16 protein-coding genes and 1 tRNA gene are annotated in these 19,389 nt (G+C 68.4%); 6 read left to right on the forward strand and 11 right to left on the reverse strand.

Annotation, left to right across the window (positions count from 1 at the left end; all coding sequences use genetic code 11):
* Window positions 1-21: 21 nt before the first annotated feature.
* The 4 genes from ACPCUW_RS03360 to ACPCUW_RS03375 form a co-directional block, all read right to left on the reverse strand.
* The gene (locus ACPCUW_RS03360; protein WP_051043132.1) at window positions 22-336 is read right to left on the reverse strand and encodes a hypothetical protein; all 315 of its coding nucleotides are present in this window, start codon (window positions 334-336) and stop codon (window positions 22-24) included.
* 276 nt (window positions 337-612) lie between these two features.
* Window positions 613-1,593 carry a ribose-phosphate diphosphokinase gene (locus tag ACPCUW_RS03365; protein ID WP_030515237.1) on the reverse strand — a complete coding sequence of 327 codons (981 nt, stop codon included), beginning with the start codon at window positions 1,591-1,593 and terminating at the stop codon, window positions 613-615.
* Window positions 1,590-3,080, reverse strand: coding sequence for a bifunctional UDP-N-acetylglucosamine diphosphorylase/glucosamine-1-phosphate N-acetyltransferase GlmU (gene glmU / locus ACPCUW_RS03370; protein WP_063009349.1), 1,491 nt, complete (start codon window positions 3,078-3,080; stop codon window positions 1,590-1,592). Before glmU ends, ACPCUW_RS03365 begins: the two co-directional genes overlap by 4 nt.
* A 201-nt stretch (window positions 3,081-3,281) precedes the next feature.
* Window positions 3,282-3,352: transfer RNA gene (locus tag ACPCUW_RS03375), tRNA-Gln, on the reverse strand.
* A 351-nt stretch (window positions 3,353-3,703) separates the two neighbouring features.
* On the opposite strand from ACPCUW_RS03375, the gene ACPCUW_RS03380 reads away from it, so the two are divergent.
* The 4 genes from ACPCUW_RS03380 (at window position 3,704) to ACPCUW_RS03395 (ending at window position 9,807) form a co-directional block, all read left to right on the forward strand.
* Window positions 3,704-4,318, forward strand: coding sequence for a TetR/AcrR family transcriptional regulator (locus tag ACPCUW_RS03380; protein ID WP_063009351.1), 615 nt, complete (start codon window positions 3,704-3,706; stop codon window positions 4,316-4,318).
* A 217-nt stretch (window positions 4,319-4,535) separates the two neighbouring features.
* Window positions 4,536-5,183 (forward strand): TetR/AcrR family transcriptional regulator, encoded by a 648-nt coding sequence (locus tag ACPCUW_RS03385; protein WP_040721767.1) that lies wholly within the window; start codon window positions 4,536-4,538, stop codon window positions 5,181-5,183.
* Window positions 5,184-5,428: 245 nt separating this feature from the next.
* Window positions 5,429-9,043 carry a transcription-repair coupling factor gene (gene mfd, locus ACPCUW_RS03390; protein WP_423423634.1) on the forward strand — a complete coding sequence of 1,205 codons (3,615 nt, stop codon included), beginning with the start codon at window positions 5,429-5,431 and terminating at the stop codon, window positions 9,041-9,043.
* 95 nt (window positions 9,044-9,138) lie between these two features.
* Window positions 9,139-9,807, forward strand: a complete 669-nt coding sequence (locus ACPCUW_RS03395) for a MazG family protein (protein WP_423423785.1) — start codon at window positions 9,139-9,141, stop codon at window positions 9,805-9,807.
* Window positions 9,808-9,841: 34 nt separating this feature from the next.
* Here ACPCUW_RS03395 and ACPCUW_RS03400 read toward each other — a convergent pair whose 3' ends face one another.
* The 7 genes from ACPCUW_RS03400 to ACPCUW_RS03430 all read right to left on the reverse strand — a co-directional run bounded on the left by ACPCUW_RS03400 (window position 9,842) and on the right by ACPCUW_RS03430 (window position 16,911).
* The gene (locus ACPCUW_RS03400; RefSeq protein WP_423423635.1) at window positions 9,842-10,141 is read right to left on the reverse strand and encodes an MTH1187 family thiamine-binding protein; all 300 of its coding nucleotides are present in this window, start codon (window positions 10,139-10,141) and stop codon (window positions 9,842-9,844) included.
* Window positions 10,142-10,146: 5 nt separating this feature from the next.
* Window positions 10,147-10,623: a pyridoxamine 5'-phosphate oxidase family protein gene (locus ACPCUW_RS03405; RefSeq protein ID WP_030515243.1), complete on the reverse strand. Its 477-nt coding sequence runs from the start codon at window positions 10,621-10,623 to the stop codon at window positions 10,147-10,149.
* Between the two features lie 133 nt (window positions 10,624-10,756).
* Window positions 10,757-12,151, reverse strand: coding sequence for an MATE family efflux transporter (locus ACPCUW_RS03410; protein WP_423423636.1), 1,395 nt, complete (start codon window positions 12,149-12,151; stop codon window positions 10,757-10,759).
* Window positions 12,152-12,179: 28 nt separating this feature from the next.
* Window positions 12,180-13,226, reverse strand: a complete 1,047-nt coding sequence (locus tag ACPCUW_RS03415; protein ID WP_423423637.1) for a PLP-dependent cysteine synthase family protein — start codon at window positions 13,224-13,226, stop codon at window positions 12,180-12,182.
* Between the two features lie 35 nt (window positions 13,227-13,261).
* A complete protein-coding gene (locus ACPCUW_RS03420) occupies window positions 13,262-14,638 on the reverse strand; it encodes a Y4yA family PLP-dependent enzyme (RefSeq protein WP_423423638.1) in 1,377 nt (458 codons plus the stop codon).
* 160 nt (window positions 14,639-14,798) lie between these two features.
* Window positions 14,799-15,788, reverse strand: a complete 990-nt coding sequence (locus ACPCUW_RS03425) for an ornithine cyclodeaminase family protein (protein ID WP_195073599.1) — start codon at window positions 15,786-15,788, stop codon at window positions 14,799-14,801.
* A 25-nt stretch (window positions 15,789-15,813) separates the two neighbouring features.
* A complete protein-coding gene (locus ACPCUW_RS03430; RefSeq protein ID WP_423423639.1) occupies window positions 15,814-16,911 on the reverse strand; it encodes a TauD/TfdA family dioxygenase in 1,098 nt (365 codons plus the stop codon).
* A 156-nt stretch (window positions 16,912-17,067) separates the two neighbouring features.
* On the opposite strand from ACPCUW_RS03430, the gene ACPCUW_RS03435 reads away from it, so the two are divergent.
* A complete protein-coding gene (locus ACPCUW_RS03435) occupies window positions 17,068-17,874 on the forward strand; it encodes a lytic transglycosylase domain-containing protein (protein ID WP_082976328.1) in 807 nt (268 codons plus the stop codon).
* A 164-nt stretch (window positions 17,875-18,038) separates the two neighbouring features.
* Complete coding sequence (eno, locus tag ACPCUW_RS03440) at window positions 18,039-19,328, forward strand: phosphopyruvate hydratase (RefSeq protein WP_063009361.1); 1,290 nt, start codon at window positions 18,039-18,041, stop codon at window positions 19,326-19,328.
* The last annotated feature ends 61 nt before the right edge of the window (window positions 19,329-19,389 follow it).

Consider the following 19,389-nt stretch of genomic DNA (forward strand, 5'->3'; position numbering starts at 1 on the left):
CCCGCTCCGACCGGCCGCCGCTCAGTCGCCCGGCTCGTCGACCACCTCGATGGCGGCGACTTCGGCGGGCCGCTCGTCCTCGTCGCGCAATTCCTGACGATGCCGGCGGCGGGTCCATTCCTGGTCGAGTTCGCTGCGAATCCCCAGGCGGCCGTCGTCGTCGTTCTCGTGATACCTGATCTCCAGGTCGTCGGGCGGATCGTCGATGTAGCGCTGATATTCGCGGATCTCGTCGGCCTGTTCATCGTCACCGAGGTCGTAATCCAGGTCTTCGCGCTCGTCATCGCCCATTTCGAACACCTCGTCCATCAACGGGTAAGTGTCGTCGTCGGCCATCCGTGCCCACCTCTCTCGCAGGCCCGGCACACCCTCAACATTCGCGGTGCACCCTACGACCAACGCTACCGCTGATCACGAAAGAAGAGGAGAGAACAAAGACCAATACAAAATCAGCCGCCCCTTAGGATAGACATCCAAAGGAACGACTGATTTCGCAAGCACATGGGTAACTCCCCGGGCACCCCCGAAAGCCGACACGCCCCGAAGGCGAGACCGACTGCCAACTCACCGCCCACCCGACGACACGCTGAATACGCGGAGAGGCGGAACGGCTTAAGCGGAGCCGTTGAACAGGCCGGTGACCGACCCGTTCTCGAAGACCTCGCGGATCGTCCGCGCCAGCAGCGGGGCGATCGACAGCACGGTCAGCGAGGGGAACTTCTTGTCCTCGGTGATCGGCAGGGTGTTGGTGACGATGACCTCCTTGGCGCCGCAGGAGGCCAGGCGCTCCGCCGCGGGGGAGGACAGCACGCCGTGGGTGGCGGCGATGACCACATCGCCGGCCCCGGCCTCGCGCAGCACGCGCACGGCCTCGGCGATGGTGCCACCGGTGTCGATCATGTCGTCGATCAGGATGCAGGTGCGGCCCGCGACGTCACCGACGGGACGATGCGACTTGACCTGGTTCGGCACCAGCGGGTCGCGGGTCTTGTGGATGAACGCCACCGGCGCGCCACCGAGCGCGTCGGCCCACTTCTCGGCCACCTTCACGCGACCGGCGTCGGGGGAGACGATGGTGACGTTCTCGGTGCTGTAGTGGTTGCGCACGTACTCCGACAGCTGGACCAGCGCGTGCATGTGGTCGACCGGGCCGTCGAAGAAGCCCTGGATCTGATCGGTGTGCAGGTCGACGGTGATGATGCGGTCCGCGCCGGCGGTCTTGAGCAGATCGGCGACCAGGCGAGCGGAGATGGGCTCGCGGCCGCGGTGCTTCTTGTCCTGGCGGGCGTAGGGGTAGAACGGCAGGACGGCGGTGATCCGCTTGGCCGAACCGCGCTTGAGCGCATCGATCATGATGAGCTGTTCCATCAGCCACTGGTTCAGCGGAGCCGGAAAGCTCTGCAGCACAAAGGCATCCGAGCCGCGTACCGATTCTTCGAAGCGAACGAAGATCTCGCCGTTGGCGAACTCGCGGGCGGTTTGCGGCGTGATCGCGACGTCGAGTTCCTTCGCGACCTGCTCGGCCAGCTCGGGGTGAGCGCGCCCCGAGAACAGCATCAGGTTCTTCTGGTTATCGGTGGAGAACGCGGTCACTCTGTGTTGCCATCCTTTTGCTCGGTTGCCTGACTCGCTCTGTCATCGGCCGCGATCGCCTCCGCCGCCGCCTGCGCCGCGGCCGTCCCGGGACGATACCGCTGCACCCAGCCCTCAATGTTCTTCTGCGCTCCGCCGGACACCGCCAGCGCTCCCGGCGGAACGTTTCTACGCAGCACAGTACCCGCTGCCGAATATGCGCCATCGCCCACGGTCACCGGCGCCACGAACATCGTGTCGCTGCCCGTGCGCACATGCGAACCCACGACGGTGTGGTGTTTCTTCACCCCGTCGTAGTTGACGAACACGCTCGATGCGCCGATGTTGCTGTATTCGCCGATCGTGGCGTCGCCGACGTAGGTCAGATGCGGGACCTTCGAATGCGCGCCGATCGAGGCGTTCTTGGTCTCCACGAATGCGCCGATCTTGCCGGATTCGCCGACGATGGTCCCCGGTCGCAAATAGGCAAACGGCCCGATTGTGGCGGCGGCCGCGATGGTCGCGCCCTCGCCGTGGGTCCGGACCACCTTCGCGCCCTCGCCGACGAGCACATCGGTCAGGGTGGAATCGGGGCCGACCTCGGCATCCTCGCCGATCACGGTATTGCCGAGCAGTTGCACGCCGGGGCGCAGCACCGCGTCGCGGCCGATGCGCACACTCGCATCCACCCAGGTGGTGGCCGGATCGATGACCGTGACTCCGGCGCGCATATGGCGCTCGAGGATGTAGCGGTTCAGCGTGCGGGCGGCCTGGGCCATCTGCACCCGGTCGTTGACGCCGGTGACCTTGGCGGCGTCGACCAGACGCGCGCCGTGCACCGGATTACCGGCCTCGCGCGCCAGCTTCAGGACATCGGTCAGATACAGCTCGTGCTGGGCGTTGGCGGTCGTCAGGCGGCTGATCATCGTCCGCAGCACGGCGACGTCGAAAACGTAGACGCCGGAATTGACTTCGTTGATCGCCGCCTGCTCCGGCGTGGCATCGGCGTGTTCGACGATCTCGAGCACACCGCCGTCGGCGTCGCGCACGATCCGGCCGTACCCGTTCGGATCCTCCGGAACGAAGGTCAAAACCGTGACCGCGGAACGCGGTTGATAACTGCGATGCTCGTCCAGCAGGGCCGAGAGGGTGTGCCCGTCCAGCAGCGGCACATCGGCGGAGGTCACCAGCAGGTCGCCGGCGAAGTCCGCGGGCAGCGCCGTCAGGGCGCACTGCACCGCGTGCCCGGTGCCCAGCTGCTGTTCCTGCACCGCGGAGGTGATCTCGCGACCCAGTTCTGCCGCAACGGAATTCACCGCGGCGCCGACCTGTTCGCGGTCGTGGCCGATCACCGTGATCAGGGCGGTGGGGTCGATCTCGTTCGCCGCGTGCAGGGCGTGCTCGAGCATGCTGCGCCCGGCGAGCGAATGCAGCACTTTCGGTGTCTTGGACCGCATTCGAGTTCCGGCACCGGCGGCGAGAACGACGACGGCGGTCTGCTGTGGCATGGATCTCCCTCGGCTGCCTGTCATCGTGCTGGTACGCGCTGTCTTTGGCCTGCGGCTGTCGCAGCCTGCGCCGGACCTTCGCAGATCCGGCCTGCGGCGGGCCCGGCGGCTGGCCGTCCGCCCACACCCTAGTCCACTCGGACCCGGGCCCCGGCTCGGGGCTTCACTCGATATTCACGCAGGTCACAGCCCCATCGCCAGCTCCGCCGCCAGGACTCGAACCTGAACTAACTGAACCAAAATCAGTGGTGCTGCCATTACACTACGGCGGATCGTCGCACCGATGAACCCTACGGGCCCACCACTACGCACGGCATGCGCGCAATATCCTCGCACGTTTCCCCGCATCTCCGCGAATTGCGGGCAGATTTTCCCACGCGTGGTCGCGGGTCTGCGAGATGGCCCGGTCGCGGTCCGGTAAATTTGCACAACGCAACATCTGATTTCGAAAGCACATGGGTAACTCGTCGGGCACGCCCTGACCGCAGGTGCGTTGCCGACCGCCGGCCCGGCCGAGAAATCTCCAGGTACCTACGACCGGCAAGATTCCCGGAGAGGCGGGGGAGAGAGGCGGGGGAGCAGCGATGACTTCGGGTGATGCGGCGCGGGTGCCGCGCCCGCGGATGACCGGAACGCAGCGGCGCCAGCAGTTGATCGAGATCGGGCGGGCGCTGTTCGCCGAACGCGGATACGACGCCACCTCCATCGAGGAGATCGCCCAGCGCGCTCAGGTCTCCAAACCCGTTGTGTACGAACACTTCGGCGGTAAGGAAGGGCTCTACGCGGTGGTCGTCGACCGTGAGATGTCGACGCTCCTGGACATGATCACCTCGTCGCTGACCCGGAACCGCTCCCGCGTCCGGCTGGAACAGGTCGCCCTGGCGCTGCTGACCTATATCGAGGAGCGCACCGACGGTTTCCGGATCCTGATGCGCGATCAGCCCGCCTCGGCCGCCGCCGGCACCTATTCCAGCCTGCTGAACGAGGCGGTCAACCAGGTCGCGCACATCCTCGCCGGCGATTTCGAACGCCGCGGCTTCGACACCAGTCTCGCCACTCTCTACGCGCAAGCCCTGGTCGGCATGGTCGCCACCGCGGCCACCTGGTGGCTCGACGAGCGGCAGCCCTCCAAAGAGGTGGTCGCCGCGCATCTGGTGAACCTGTGCTGGAACGGACTCACCCACCTCGAGGCCGATCCGCAGCTGGCCTCCGAATGGCCGAGCGCGACACCCGGCTGACCGGCGGTGGCGATGCCGGGGGGGTAATAGGGGACCGAACTGGACGGTTAGCCCATTGTTTGCGAAGGAGACTGGTCTTAATGCTCGATTCCGCTGGCGACGGCCGGTCGGATGGTACGGTTCACCCATCCTTCAAGTGCTGTTCGAGCTGTGATGTCGGTCAACTTCGGGATATCGGTCTACTTCAGGATGGCTGGTTTGAGGACAGGCGGATCTGATGGCTAGGCAAGCGCGTGCGGAAATCACCCGCGATTCGGTGCTGGCAGGCGCGGCCGACGTCTTTCTGCGACTCGGTTACGCGAATGCGAGCCTCAGCGAGATCATCTCGCAATCCAACGTCACCAAGGGCGCACTGTACTTCCACTTCGGATCCAAGGAAGAACTCGCGCGCGCCGTAGTCGACCAGGGCAACGAACGACTGCGCGGCGCCTGCCAGGGCTTCTTCGACCCGCGCGTGCCCGCCCTCGAAGCCGCCATCGGCATCACCTACGTCGTCGCCGACCTCACCATGAACGATCCGATGGTGGGCGCGATGCTCAAACTCACGCACCAGATCGGTGACTATCGCGGCGCCTCGGGCGAGAACATCACCAAGACCTGGGGCGAAACCCAGATACTGCTCGCCGAGCGGGCCATCGCCCAGGGCGATCTCAAGCCCGACCTCGACCCCGAAACCATCGGCCTTCTCCTGCAGGAGATGACCGCCGGAGTCCACATCACCGCCGTCGGCACCGAATCCATCGACCAGATGGCGGTGCGCATGGAACGCATGTGGTACTTCCTGCTGCCCTCGATCGTGCCGGACGAGAAGGTGGCGTACTTCCGGGAATTCGCGGCCCGGCGGCTGCGCAGGTACGTGCCGTAATCGGTCGCGACGTCAGACGACGGTACCTGTGAACGCCGGAGCCCGCATTCGCGAGATGTGCGCCTGAGTGGTTCTCGGCCGCCTCGATTGTGGACTGACGGAGCGAGGGAGCGCAGCGACTGAGCGGAGGAGGGACAAATCGAGGCCTGAGGGCCGAGAACCCCGCCGGAGCGAAGCGGAGGCCGAAAACATAGACTCGATTGGTCGCTCTGATTCGCAGATCTGTGCAGCCGGGAGTTTCTTTCATGCCGAGCCATCGCCCACCTCTTGCGGGACTGGCCGAGGTGGCCGGTGCCGATGCCGCGCTGAGTCAGGTTCGGGAATTGATCGGGCGCTCCTCGGTGCAACTGGTCGCGCCCTCGGCGATCCGGCCGTTCGTGGCGGCGACCGTCGCGGCCGCGCGGCCGCTGGTGGTGGTGACCGCTACCGGGCGGGAGGCCGACGATCTGACCGTCGAGCTGAGCGAGATCATCGGCGATCGGGTCGCGCTGTTCCCGTCCTGGGAGACGCTGCCGCACGAACGATTGTCGCCCAGCGCCGACACCGTGGGCCGGCGGTTGCAGGTGCTGCGGCGGCTGGCGCATCCGGAGGATCCGGGCCATCCGGAACCGCTGCAGGTGGTGGTGACCACGGTCCGGTCGCTCATGCAGCCGATGGCCCCCGGACTGGGCGAGATCGAACCCGTCGTGCTGCGCGTCGGCGCCGAATTCGATTTCGACGAATTGACCACGAGGCTGGTCGAATTCGCCTACGAGCGCGCCGATATGGTCGGCAAGCGTGGCGAATTCGCGGTCCGTGGCGGCATTCTCGACCTTTTCCCGCCCACCGCCGATCACCCGGTGCGCGTGGAATTCTGGGGCGACGAGATCAGCGAACTGCGCGCGTTCTCGGTCGCCGACCAGCGTTCGCTCACCGAGGTCGAGGTGGATCTCGTTGTGGCACAGCCCTGCCGGGAACTGTTGCTGACCGAGGACCTACGCGAATCCGCGGCGAAGGTGGCCGCGGACAACCCGGCCGACGCGGCGCTGGTCGAAATGCTGGAGAAGCTTGCGCAGGGCATCCCCGTGGAGGGCATGGAGGCGCTGCTGCCGGTGCTGCGGCCGGGCGAGCTCCAGTTGCTCACCGATGTGGTGCCGCCGCAGTCGCATGTGCTGCTGTGCGATCCGGAGAAGATCCGCACCCGCGCCGCCGATCTGGTCCGCACCGGACAGGAATTCCTCGAGGCGTCGTGGACGGCAGCCTCCTTCGGCGGTTCGGCCCCGTTGGGCGCGCACGGTCTGGATCTGGCGTCCTCGGCGTATCGCGGCCTCGATGTCGTGCGGGCCGGTGCCGAGTCGCGCGGATTGCCGTGGTGGACGCTGAGCCCGCTGGCCGCCGACGACCCCGCGGAGATCGTGCTGCCGGTGCTGTCGGCCCCGGCGGCCCGCGGTTCGGAGGAACTGGTCGCGACCGTCTTCGCCTCGCTGCGCGCGCACGTGACCACCGGTGGGCGCGCGGTGATCGTGGTCGCGGGACACGGTACGGCGCAACGCATTCAGGAACGCCTCGCCGATGCCGAGGTGCCGGCCGCGGCGCTCGAGCCGGGCGCCGAACCGGTGCGCGGGCTGGTCGGTGTGCTGTGCGGTTCACTGCACGACGGCATCGTGTTCGACGACGCGAAACTGGTCGTCATCGCCGAATCCGATCTGACCGGCAACCGCGTCACCGCGCCCGGCGAGGGGAAGAAGCTCCCCGCCCGCCGGCGCAATCAGGTCGATCCGCTGGCATTGAGCTCGGGCGATATGGTCGTGCACGATCAGCACGGCATCGGCCGGTTCGTGGAGATGATCGAACGCACCGTCGGCGGCGCTCGGCGCGAATACCTGGTGATCGAATACGCGCCCAGCAAGCGCGGCCAGCCCGGCGACCGGTTGTACGTGCCGATGGACTCGCTGGATCAGCTCTCCCGCTACGTGGGCGGGGAGATGCCGAGTCTTTCCAAACTCGGCGGATCCGACTGGGCGAATACGAAACGCAAGGCGCGCAAGGCCGTTCGCGAGATCGCCACCGAACTCGTGCAGTTGTACGCCGCGCGGCAGGCCGCGCCCGGCCACGCGTTCGCCCCCGATACGCCGTGGCAGCAGGAGATGGAGGACGCGTTCGCGTTCACCGAGACCCACGACCAGCTCACCGCTATCGCCGAGGTGAAGGCCGATATGGAGCGCCCGGTCCCGATGGACCGGGTGATCTGCGGCGACGTCGGCTACGGCAAGACCGAGATCGCGGTGCGCGCGGCGTTCAAGGCCGTTCAGGACGGTAAGCAGGTCGCCGTGCTGGTGCCGACAACGCTGCTGGCACAGCAACATCTGCAGACCTTCGCCGAACGCGTCGCCGGATTCCCGGTCACGGTGAAGGGTCTGTCCCGCTTCACCGATCCGGCGGAATCGCGCGAGGTGATCGACGGTATGGCCACCGGTGAGGTCGACATCGTGGTCGGCACGCACCGGCTGCTGCAGACCGGTCTGCGGTGGAAGGAACTCGGCCTCGTGATCATCGACGAGGAGCAGCGGTTCGGCGTCGAGCACAAGGAACACATCAAGGCGCTGCGCACCCACGTCGACGTGCTGACCATGTCGGCCACGCCGATTCCGCGCACCCTGGAGATGAGCCTGGCCGGGATCCGCGAGATGTCGACCATTCTCACCCCGCCCGAGGAGCGCCACCCCGTCCTCACCTACGTCGGCGGCTACAACGACAAGCAGGTGGCCGCTGCCGTGCGCCGGGAACTGCTGCGCGACGGCCAGGTCTTCTACGTGCACAACCGCGTCTCCTCGATCGACAAGGCCGCCAAGCGAATTCGCGAACTGGTGCCCGAGGCGCGGGTGGCGGTGGCGCACGGCCAGATGAACGAGGACACGCTGGAGAAGACCGTGCAGGGCTTCTGGGAGCGCGAGTTCGACGTGCTGGTGTGCACCACGATCATCGAAACCGGTCTGGACATCTCCAACGCCAATACGCTGATCGTCGAACGGGCCGACGCTCTGGGACTTTCGCAGCTGCACCAGCTGCGCGGCCGGGTCGGGCGCAGCCGGGAACGCGGATACGCCTACTTCCTGTACCCGGCCGAGAAGCCGCTCACCGAAACGGCCTACGACCGCCTCGCCACCATCTCGCAGAACTCCGATCTCGGCGCGGGTATGGCCGTGGCGATGAAGGACCTCGAAATCCGCGGCGCCGGAAACGTTCTCGGCGCCGAACAGTCCGGACATGTCGCCGGCGTCGGCTTCGATCTCTACGTGCGCCTGGTCGGTGAGGCGGTGGAGGCCTATCGCGCCGCCGCCGACGGCCGGCCGATCACGACCGAGGAAGAGGTCAAGGAGGTGCGGATCGACCTGCCGGTGGATGCGCACATTCCGCCCGACTACATCGCCAGCGACCGGCTGCGGCTGGAGGCCTACCGCAAACTGGCTGCGGCACAGGATGATTCGGCGCTCGCGGCCGTGGTGGAGGAGCTCGTCGACCGGTACGGCCCGCTGCCGGTGGAGGTCGGCCGGTTGGTGTCGGTCGCCAAGTTGCGACTGCTGTGCCGCGAGTACGGCATCCAGGAGGTCGGTGTCACGGGCACCACGCTGAAGGTGTCGCCGCTGCAGCTGCCCGATTCGAAGCAGATGCGGCTCAAGCGGCTGTATCCGAGTGCGAACTACCGGCCCACCACGGGCATCGTGCAGCTGCCGTTGCCGCGGGTGGAGGACAGCGTCGGCGCGGCGCGGGTGCGCGATGTGCAGTTGTTGCAGTTCGTCGCCGATCTGCTGCTGGCGCTCGACGGCAAGCCGAAGGGCATGGTCGACCTCGCGATGGGCGCGGAGGTCGCGGTCGGGTGAGCGAGGACCGGGGCGAGCGCCCGTCGGGCGGAACCGACGACGCCGCGGCTGATTCCGCACGGGTCGCGCACGGCCTGACCGAGGCCGTCGAGGTCATGGACCGGCTGTGGGATTTCGGTGGCTGGGAGGTCACCCAGACCCACGACTCGCTGCGGCCGTATCTGCTGGAGGAGACCTACGAACTCCTCGACGCCATCCAGCACGGCGATGCGGAGACGATCAAGGAGGAACTCGGCGATCTGCTGCTGCAGGTGCTGTTCCATTCCCGGATCGCGCAGGCCGCAGGCGAATTCACGGTCGACGATGTGGCCGCGGCGTTGGTCGCGAAACTGGTGCACCGCAGTCCGCATCTGTCGGATCCGGTCGTGGACGCCGGTGCGGATGTGGCCGCGAAGGTCGCCGCCCAGGAAAGGGCCTGGGAGGAACGCAAACTCACCGAGAAGGCGCGCCGCTCCTGCCTGGACGGGATCGCGATGGCGCAACCCGCGCTGGCGCTGGCGGAGAAGGTTCGCTCCCGTAGCGCGAAGGCGGGATTGCCCGAGGATCTGGTCCCGGAGGAGCTGCGGGTGATTCACCTGGGCGGACCCGAAAGCGCCGAGGAGCGGCTCCGCAAGGCCACGCTGGACTTCGCGGCGCGAATCCGGGCCGCCGAGGACGCGGCCGAGCGGACCCGCGGCGTACGCGGACCGCTGGGTCCCGACGAGTGGCGCGCCCATTGGGAAACCTTCGCCGACTCGCTGCGGGACCGGCAGCGCCGGCCGTGAGGTCGCGCCCGGTCGGCTCGCCCGTGTCGGGTGGTCAGGAGCCTTCCGCGAGATAGCGTTCGACGGTCTCGACCTTCGACGTGAGGGCGCCGGTGACTCCCGGACGAATATCGGCCTTGATCACGAGGCTGCAGCGCGGCGCGACCGCGAGGACGGCGTCGGAGGCCTGCTTGATGACCGCCATCACCTCGTCCCATTCCCCCTCGAGCGTGGTGAACATGGCGTTGGTCTCGTTCGGCAGCCCGCTGGCGCGGACGATGCGGACGGCTTCGGCGACGGCACGGCCCACAGCGGCGCCGGTGCCGAGCGGGGTGACCGAGAAGGCGGCGATCATGGGCGTCAATTCTTCGCGTCGACCATCTGCTGCAGGGTGGCGACACGCGAGCGGAGGTATTCGAGTTCCGGTTCGTCGAGAACCGTGCGCTGGATGCCCGCCTCGACCTCGAACGCGCCCTGGCGGTGGTCGTCGATCACCTCGACATCGATGGCAACGGCCACATAGTCCTCGGCGCCGGGCATCGGATCGGCGATCACCCGCGCGCGACCGCGGGCGCACAGCGCCACATTGCCGCCGCCGAGGATCAGCAGCGCGACGTCGGGACGTTTGCGCAGCCGGGCCAGGGACCCGCGATCGAACTTGAGGCTCAACAGGATTCGCCGATCGTCGGCGCGCACCGGCCAGCTCACGGGAATCGCGTGCGGCGACGGATCGGTGGTCACCAGGACGGCGATGGTGTCCAGCGGCCAGGTGGGCAGGATGTCCAGTTCGGGATGCTCGGTCGCGGGCTGCTGACGTTCTCCGGCACTGGCTACCATCTCGTCACCTCACGGTCGGCTCACGCGGCGGCATCGGCCGCGACTGGCACCCCAGTGTAAACCGTTGTGCCGCTTACTTGCTGGGGTGCGAGCCGCCGAGGTGAACCGCACTGGTGGTAGGGGTGCGTACGGATCAGTTGAGGCTGTCGGCCAACTGGCGGGGTTCGGCGACCTCGCGGTGATGCAGCAGCGAGAAATATCGCCGCAGCATCAGCACGGCCGTCGCGGCCAGGCCCGCGGTCAGACCCCACCACACGCCGCTCGCGCCCAGGCCCAGTGGGAAGGCGAGCAGCAACGCGGTCGGCAGGCCGACGATCCAATAACCCACCAGCGACAACCGGAATCCGGCCCGGGTGTCCTTGATTCCCCGCAGCAGGCCGTTGCCGATGTTCTGCGCGGCGTCGAAGAACTGCAGGACGACGGCGATCAGCAGCAGGCTGTGCGCGAGCTCGATGGTGGCCCCGTCGCGGCCGGTGAGGAACGGACGCAGCACCAGATCGGGCGCCGCGACGTACAGGACGCCGACCACGGCGGCCACCACGGCCGCCTGCCGCAACACCAGCCAGGCCAGATTCTGGGCGCGGCGGAACTCGTCGCGGGCCACGGCCCGGCTGACCAGGATCGAGACCCCGTGCGAGAGCCCCACCGCGACCTGGAACACGATGTAGACGAGCTGATACACCACGTTGTGCGCGGCCAGCGCCGCCGGGCCGAGCGTGCCCATCGCCAGGGCCAGCACCGAGAACATGCCGGCCTCGGAGCCGTAGGTGAGGGCGATCGGCGCGCCGAGCCGCAGTTCCGCGGTGACCGTTGGCCGGCGTACCGGCCACATCCGCATCGGCAGCGTCGGCCCCAGCGCGGCGTCGCGGCGCACCATCACCCAGAACACCGCGAAGGTGACGAGGAAGACGACCGAGGACGCCACGCCGACGCCGGTCAGTCCCAGGGCGGGCAGTCCGGCCCAGCCGTGGATCAGCGCCAGCGCGACCACCGCGTTCAAGGCCACCGAGCCGAGCGTCACCACCAGCAGTGCCTGCGGCTTTTGCATGCCGACGGTGTACTGGCGCAATACCTGGAACCACAGGCACGGCAGCAGGCCGGGGGCTAGCGCCACCATCATCGGCCGGGCCGCGGCCAGCACCGCCGCGTCTTGGCCCAGCCACTGCAGCGACCAGCCCAGGCCGACCAGGATGAGACCGCCGAGCAACCCCGCCGCGGTCGCGATGAGGAAGCTCGATCGGACCACATCGCGGATCTCGGGCTCGGGGCTGCGGTGCTGCTTCTCGGCCCGGCTCACCACGGTTGCCACCTGATTGCCACTGGCGGTGATCAACCCGACGCACATGGTGCGGATCTGGTTGAACAACACCAGTGCCAGCCCGCCGGCCGCCACCTGGTCGACGCCGAGGCTGCCCATCAACGCGATATTGGTGGTCGAGATCGCGACCTGGGCCAGTTGGGTCAGCGCGATGGGCGTCGCGAGTGCCGTCAGCCGGCGTCCGTCGCCGCGGGGTGTGGCGGCGGTCATGCCCGGACCTCCCGGGCATCGCCCGGATTCATCGAGCCCCCACGAGATTTCGTGCCTCGGACGCGGCCGGGGCTCCGGGGGCGTAGCGGTCCAGCAGGTCGGTGACCGCGTGCTCGGCGGTGCGATCGAGCAGATCGCGATCGCTCATCCATTCGTCGTCGAAGACCGTGTCGAGATACTTCTCGCCGCCGTCGCAGACGATGGTGACGATCGTCGAGCCCGGTTCGAATTCCTCGAGCCGCTGCAGTGCCACGTACACCGAGCCGCCCGCCGATCCGCCGATGAGCAGACCGGAACGCTGCGCGACCGCGCGGGCGGTGGCGAAGGCGTCCACGTCCGAGACGGTGACTCCCTCGTCCAGCAGCGAATAGTCCACGGCCGTACCGACGGTCGCGCCGGGCGGGGTGCCGGTGCCGGACTGCCAGTACGGTCCGCCCGGCCCGCCGAAGGCGATCGATCCGACCGGTTCCACCCCGATCACCCGCGCGGGATGGCCCAGGTCGCGCAGCCGCCGCGCGGTGCCGAACAGCGATCCGCCGGTGCCGACCGCCGACAGCAGGATGTCGACATGTCCGAGGTCGGCCAGCAACTCCTCGGCGACGGCGTAGTAGCCGACCGGATTGGCCTCGTTGTTGTGCTGTTCGGTGAAGTAGGCGTCCGGCCGCGCGGCCGCCATCGCCTCGGCCAGATCCTCCCGGGCGGAGGTGGCCAGGCTGTCGTCGCCCTCGGCGGCGACGTAGACGAGGTCGGCACCCATGGCTCGCATCGCGCGCAGTTTGTCCTTACAGGCGTGGTGGTCCACGACCGCGGTGAATCGATAGCCGCGTTCGGCCGCGACCACCGCCAGTCCCAGTCCGGTATTCCCGGATGTCGACTCGATAATATGTCCGCCATCTCTCAGCAAACCCCGCCGTTCGGCATCGAGCACCATTTCGCGGGCCATCCGGATCTTCGCCGCGCCGGTCGGATTGAACTGTTCGAGTTTCAGTAGCAGCCGAGTGCCGCCGTCGGTGACGGCCAACTCGAACAGGGGAGTGTTTCCGATCAGGTCCGTCACGCGCGTGACGATCGGCATGCGAGTCTCCTCGGGGTTGTGGTGGGGAAACGGGGCTATCGTTCGAGCGCCCAGCGCAGCCGCGGCGGCTGCGCGGGATCCGTGTCCGGGCTGCTCGACAGCAGCACCTTCGGCGGGATGGGGAGATCGTGGAACGACGATTCGTTCGAATCCATCTGATACCCGGCGGTATTCGGGTAGACGAGCAGATCGCCGACCACGGCCGGACGTGGCAGCGGAATGCGCCGCCAGCTCAGCATGTCCGATTCCAGGCAGGTCGCGGCGCCGACGCAGGCCGGAGTCACCGCACCCGGCCGCATCGGCCACAGCACCGGGTCGGGCAGATATTCGCTGTCGAACCATTGCTCGGACAGGCTCAGGCTGGTGCCGTCGACGGTGAGCAGCTGGTAGGGAATCGACTGTGCCGTCCGCGTTTTCACGCCCTGAACGCGGAACACGGTGCTGCCCGCGCGGTCCAGCAGTGCGCGCCCCGGCTCGACGGCGAGCCGAATAGCATGGGCGCGCAGAACTTTCGCCAGGTCGCCGTGGTCGAGGATGGCGGCCAGCGCGGCCGATCCGGCCGGACGCTGGTGGTAGGGGTAATAGGAATCGAACGTCTTGTCCGCGTGGAACCAGTGCGGACCGTGTGCCTCGGTGAAGGCGCGCCAGGCCGTGTCCGGCAGGTACTCGACGCCGAATCCGCCGCCGATGGAGATGGTGGTGACCGGATGTCCGAGGACGCGGGCGTGCCGGCAGCGGTCTACCAGTGCGGCCGCCAATTCCGAACGGGCGATCGGGTCGTAGCCGGAGAGGTGAAAGCTGAACCCCTCCACCCGGATCGGGGCCGGATCGGCGCGGTGCAGCACCGTGTCGAGCTCGATGTCGGTCATGCCGAATCGGCTGGTCGAATCCGGCGGGAGTACCCGCAGCAGCACGCGGGCGGTGGCGCCGAGGCCGGTGAGCCGGGCGAGTTCGCCGGGGTTGTCGACGGCGATCAGGGCGCCGTGCCGGGTGGCCAGCCACAGCAGATCATCGGATTTGGCCGGTCCGGTCACCACCAGATCGTGACCCCGGATGCCGTTGGCCAGAGCCGAACTCAGCTCGCCGACGCTGGCGACATCGACGCCGGCGCCGTGTTCGGCGCACACCCGCACCACGGCCGCGGACTTGTTGGCCTTCTTGCCGTAGTAGATCGCGCCATCCACCCCGTGGCGCCGGAACTGCTCGCGGAAGCCGTCGATGTTGACTCCTACCCGCTCCGGGTACAGCACGTGGAACGGGCCGCCGACCGCGTAGGCGATGTCGTCGAGCAGATGGGCGTCGGCCAGCAGTAGGCGCTCCCACTCGTCCCGGTGAGCGGGGAGGGGCGGCGCCGTGATCGAAGGAGAGGTCGACGTATCGTCGGGCGCCTGCGTACTCCGGCTCGCGGTCACCGCGTCGTCTCCGAGGCCGACGACCGCTTCGAGTCACCGAAAGTTGTTTGCGCAGTGGGCATACCGCATGGGCGCGCTCGCCGCGCTGTCGCCGGGCGGCCCGCGCGTGGTGTAGCGGGCGGCTGGGACGAACGCGTAGCGCCAGGGGTGTGCGCCCCGGTCAGTCCCACAGCGGCACCTCCGTGCCCCGGCCCTCGGCGATGGCGCGTTCGGCCAGCGCGTGCGCGACGGCGATATCGGTGAGGACCAGGCCGCTGTTGTAGACGAACAGACGTTCGTCGGGCCTCGTGCGCGCCGTCGCCCGACGTCCGAGAATCGCGGGCAGTTCCGCGTCCACCGACCGCAGCCGACCGTCCGGCCCGGCCATATCGGTGCCGGTCAGCGCCATCTGTTCGGCACTGGTCGCGACCACCCGATCGGCATCGGTCAAAGTCGACGGCGCCAGTCCGTAACCGACCAGCACGGCCACCGAACCCGGTGCCAGATCATCGGATTCGAGGGCGACCTGCGTGCCGGGCCCGGCGGTCGCGAGCACCACATCGGCCGTCGCCGCCGCGGCGCGCGGATCGTCGACCACATCGAGATCCAGGTGCGGCGCGTGCGCGCGCAAGTGGGTGCCCACCGCTTCCAGCCCCTCCGGGTGGGTGCCGTACACCATCAGCCGGTTCAACTGTGGATTCGCGGCGAGCAAGTGCGGCAGGGCGTTTCGGCCCTGGGTGCCGGTGCCGATCAGCAGCACGCTGCGCGCGCCCGGCCGCACCGTCTCGCGAACCAGCAGCGCCGACACCGCCGGTGTGCGCAGCGCGCCGACCCGCGCGCAGTCCATCATCGCGATCGGGGTGCCGGTCGCGTCGTCGTAGAGGGTGATGGTGGTGTAGTAGCGCTTGGTGCTGCGGTCGTGGCTCGGATCGAATTTGTACGAGGTCTTCATCGCGACCACCCGGCGGCGGCCGTCGCGCCCGAGCATCGCGTACGCCACCGACCAGCCGTCCGGATGCGCCACGCTGAGCTTGCGGGGGTTGTCCGAATCACCCTGTGCCAGGGCCAGATAGGCGTCCTCGACGGCGCGCACCACCTCGTTGGGCGCGATCGGGACATCGGCGAGATCGCTGCGGCTGAGTACGCGCAACGGGGTGGGGCGGCTGCTCACTGCGTTCCTCGGTTCACTGGTCGGTTCATCGGGGCGAGATACTCGGTGTCGCAAAGAGATTCGGCGTGAACGGCCGTACCGTCCGCTGTCCGTATCCGCTTTCGCCGGACTCGGCCGGTGCGCGGCGGCGTGCCAGCCGGATGTTGACCCGCTTGAGCCAGCGGTCGGTCCCGTCGTATCGGGGCGTGAAGGGAACCCGGCCGTGCACGACGACATCATTGTCCATCAGCAGCAACTCCCCCGGCTCCAACACCGCACGGTGACAGACTCGTTCCAATTCGGCGCCGAGATGGGAGTAGGCGCAACGGTATTCGGCCCCCGCGTCGTCGAGTGGAGTGTAGGCGGGGTCGTAGCGCAGGGTCGGCCCGCCGTCACCGGCGCCGACGGTGGCCACCGGGGCGGGGTGGTGCTCGCCGAAATCCTCGCCGTAGGAGACGTCGGGCAGGATCGGCAGTGTCGGTTCGGCGAGCAGCCGGCGCCCGTCCGCATCCAGGTTCACCTGGCGGACCGAGGAGATGGTGGTACCCACCCGATCGGGATTGCGCAGACAGCCGAGCAACAGCAGATGTGCGCGCTCGGGATGGAAGGCGTCCTCGGTGTGCGGGCTCAGCAGCGTGGTGCTGCTGGCGCCGGACTGTTCGTGTTCGTGGCCGGGTGTGGGCAGGATGTTGTTGACCAGCCGCCCACCCTGCTGGCCCTGCCAGCCGAAGGGTTCGCCGGCGCAGCGGGCGAGCAGCAACAGGGCGATATCCAGGCGAAACGACTCCGGGCACGCCGGTTCGGCGGCATGGGTCCAGTCGGGCGGCGTGCGGCCGAGTTCGTCGTCGCGCACCGGCAGGCGGCCGATGATCGTCGCACCGGCGGGGGTGTCGGGCGGCCGCAGGGCGGTGCGCACCGCGGCCGGAAGTTCGGCGGCGTAGGCGTCCACGAGCCGGATCAGCGCCGGATCGGCGAGGGTGCGGCGGATCGGCGCGGAACCACCGGGGATGCGGTCGAGTGTGATCGCGATCTCTTCGGCCGAACAGAACACGGCCGCCGCGGCTTCGGGGGCGAGCGTACGGCGGTCGATCGGTTCGATTTCTTCGTGCTGGGGTGTCTTACGTTCGCGGAGAACGTTTTTCACCAGGAGTTCCCTTCCTCGCAATGGGGATGAAGCAGGTGGTGAAGACTCGGACTGCGAAGTTAGTCGCTCCGTTGATCTTAAGCAAGGCTTACCTAAAGTACGCCGCTGGACATAGCGTTTCGGTATGGAATGGATGCGGGAAAGGTAGCTGCTCGTATGCCGGAGTCGGGTGGAGTGCGCCGTCACGGTGCGTGCCATCCGCGCGCGAATCTGGATGATGGAAACGTGCGTTCGACCATCCCCGGATTCCGGCCCCTCGCGTTCGCCGCCGTCGCGGCGGTCGCGCTGCTGTCCGGATGTGCGGGAACCGACAACCTGCCCCCGATTCCGGACGGAATTCCGCCCGGTGCGGGCGCACCGGTTCCGCCGATCGACCTCGATGCGCCCGGTCGCAGTGCCGAACAGTTGCGTGACTGGGCGCAAGCGCAGTCGGACGCGCTCGGCATCCCCACGGTCGCGCTCGAGGCCTACGGATACGCGGCCGAGGTCATGGCCCGGTCGCGTCCCGACTGCGGCATCGGCTGGACCACGATCGCGGGCATCGCGAGGGTGGAGAGCAAGCACGGCCGCCACGGCGGTTCCGCGCTGGATGCCGACGGCGAGGTCCGCCCGCCGATCCGCGGCATCCCCTTGGACGGATCACCCGGTGTCGCAAGGATTCTCGACGACGAGGCCACCGCACGCGCCGGCGCTCCGGTCTACGTGCGCGCCGAGGGGCCGTTCCAATTCCTGCCCGAAACCTGGCAGCACTGGGGTGTGGACGCCAACGGGGACGGTCGCGCGGATCCGGACAGCATCGACGACGCCTCGCTGACCGCCGCGCGCTACCTGTGCGCCAGCGGCGGCGATCTGCGCACCGCGGAGGGCTGGCAGAAGGCGGTGCTGACCTACAACCAGTCCACTACCTATATGGCGACCGTGCGGACGAAGGCGGCGGCATACAGCGTCGGCCGCCGCGCCTGACGACCGCGCGCCCGGCGACCGGGACCGCGTGCCCACCTGTGTCGTGCGGTCCGGACCGTACCCATTAGGCTCGCAGGCGCACGGGCCCGCCGTGCGACCTGCTCGTGGACGGCGGTGGGCAGGGCCCCCGAATTGATTGCCAGCAGCCGAAGGAGTGTCGTTTCGTGGCCATCATCGAACAGGTCGGAGCTCGCGAGATCCTGGATTCACGCGGTAACCCCACCGTCGAGGTCGAGATCGCTCTCGACGACGGCACGCTGACCCGCGCGGCGGTGCCGTCCGGCGCTTCCACCGGCGAGCACGAGGCCGTGGAGCTGCGCGACGGCGGCGACCGCTACGGCGGCAAGGGCGTTCGCAAGGCCGTCGAGGGTGTGCTGGACGAGATCGCACCGGCCGTGATCGGCCTGGACGCGGTCGAGCAGCGCACCGTCGACCAGGTGCTGCTGGATCTGGACGGCACCCCGGACAAGTCCCGCCTGGGCGCCAACGCCCTGCTGGGTGTATCGCTGGCGGTGGCCCGCGCGGCCGCCGAGTCCTCGGGCCTGGAACTGTTCCGCTACCTGGGCGGGCCGAACGCGCATGTGCTGCCGGTGCCCATGATGAACATCCTCAACGGTGGCGCCCACGCCGACACCAGTGTCGACGTGCAGGAATTCATGATCGCCCCGATCGGTGCGCCCACCTTCCGCGAGGCGCTGCGCTGGGGTGCCGAGGTCTACCACGCCCTCAAGGCCGAGCTGAAGTCCAAGGGCCTGTCCACCGGCCTCGGCGACGAGGGCGGTTTCGCCCCGGATCTGGCCGGCGGCACCCGCGAGGCGCTGGACCTGATCGCCTCGGCGATCGGCAAGGCCGGCTACAACCTCGGCAGCGATGTCGCGCTGGCTCTCGACGTGGCCGCGACCGAGTTCTACACCGCCGGAACGGGCTACAAGTTCGAGGGCACCGAGCGCACCGCCGAGCAGATGGCCGAGTTCTACAACGACCTGCTGGGCGCGTACCCGCTCGTCTCGATCGAGGACCCGCTGTCGGAGGACGACTGGGACGGCTGGGTCGCGCTGACCGACCTGATCGGCGACAAGATTCAGCTCGTCGGCGACGACCTGTTCGTCACCAACCCGGAGCGGCTCGAGGACGGTATCGCCAAGGGCGCCGCCAACGCGCTGCTGGTGAAGGTCAACCAGATCGGCACCCTCACCGAGACGCTGGACGCGGTCGAGCTGGCCCACCGCAACGGCTACAAGTCGATGATGAGCCACCGCTCGGGCGAGACCGAGGACACCACCATCGCCGATCTGGCGGTCGCGGTCGGCAGCGGTCAGATCAAGACCGGCGCCCCGGCCCGCAGCGAACGCGTCGCCAAGTACAACCAGCTGCTGCGCATCGAGGACGCGCTCGGTGATTCGGCTCGCTACGCCGGTGACGTCGCATTCCCCCGGTTCGTCTTCGAGGGGTAGTAGCCTCGTCAACGGTTGTGGCGTGCGGGGCCGGTCGATACAGCGGCCGGTCACCGCGCGG

The sequence above is a fragment of the Nocardia sp. AB354 genome (genome assembly GCF_049538315.1).
Classification (GTDB): domain Bacteria; phylum Actinomycetota; class Actinomycetes; order Mycobacteriales; family Mycobacteriaceae; genus Nocardia; species Nocardia nova.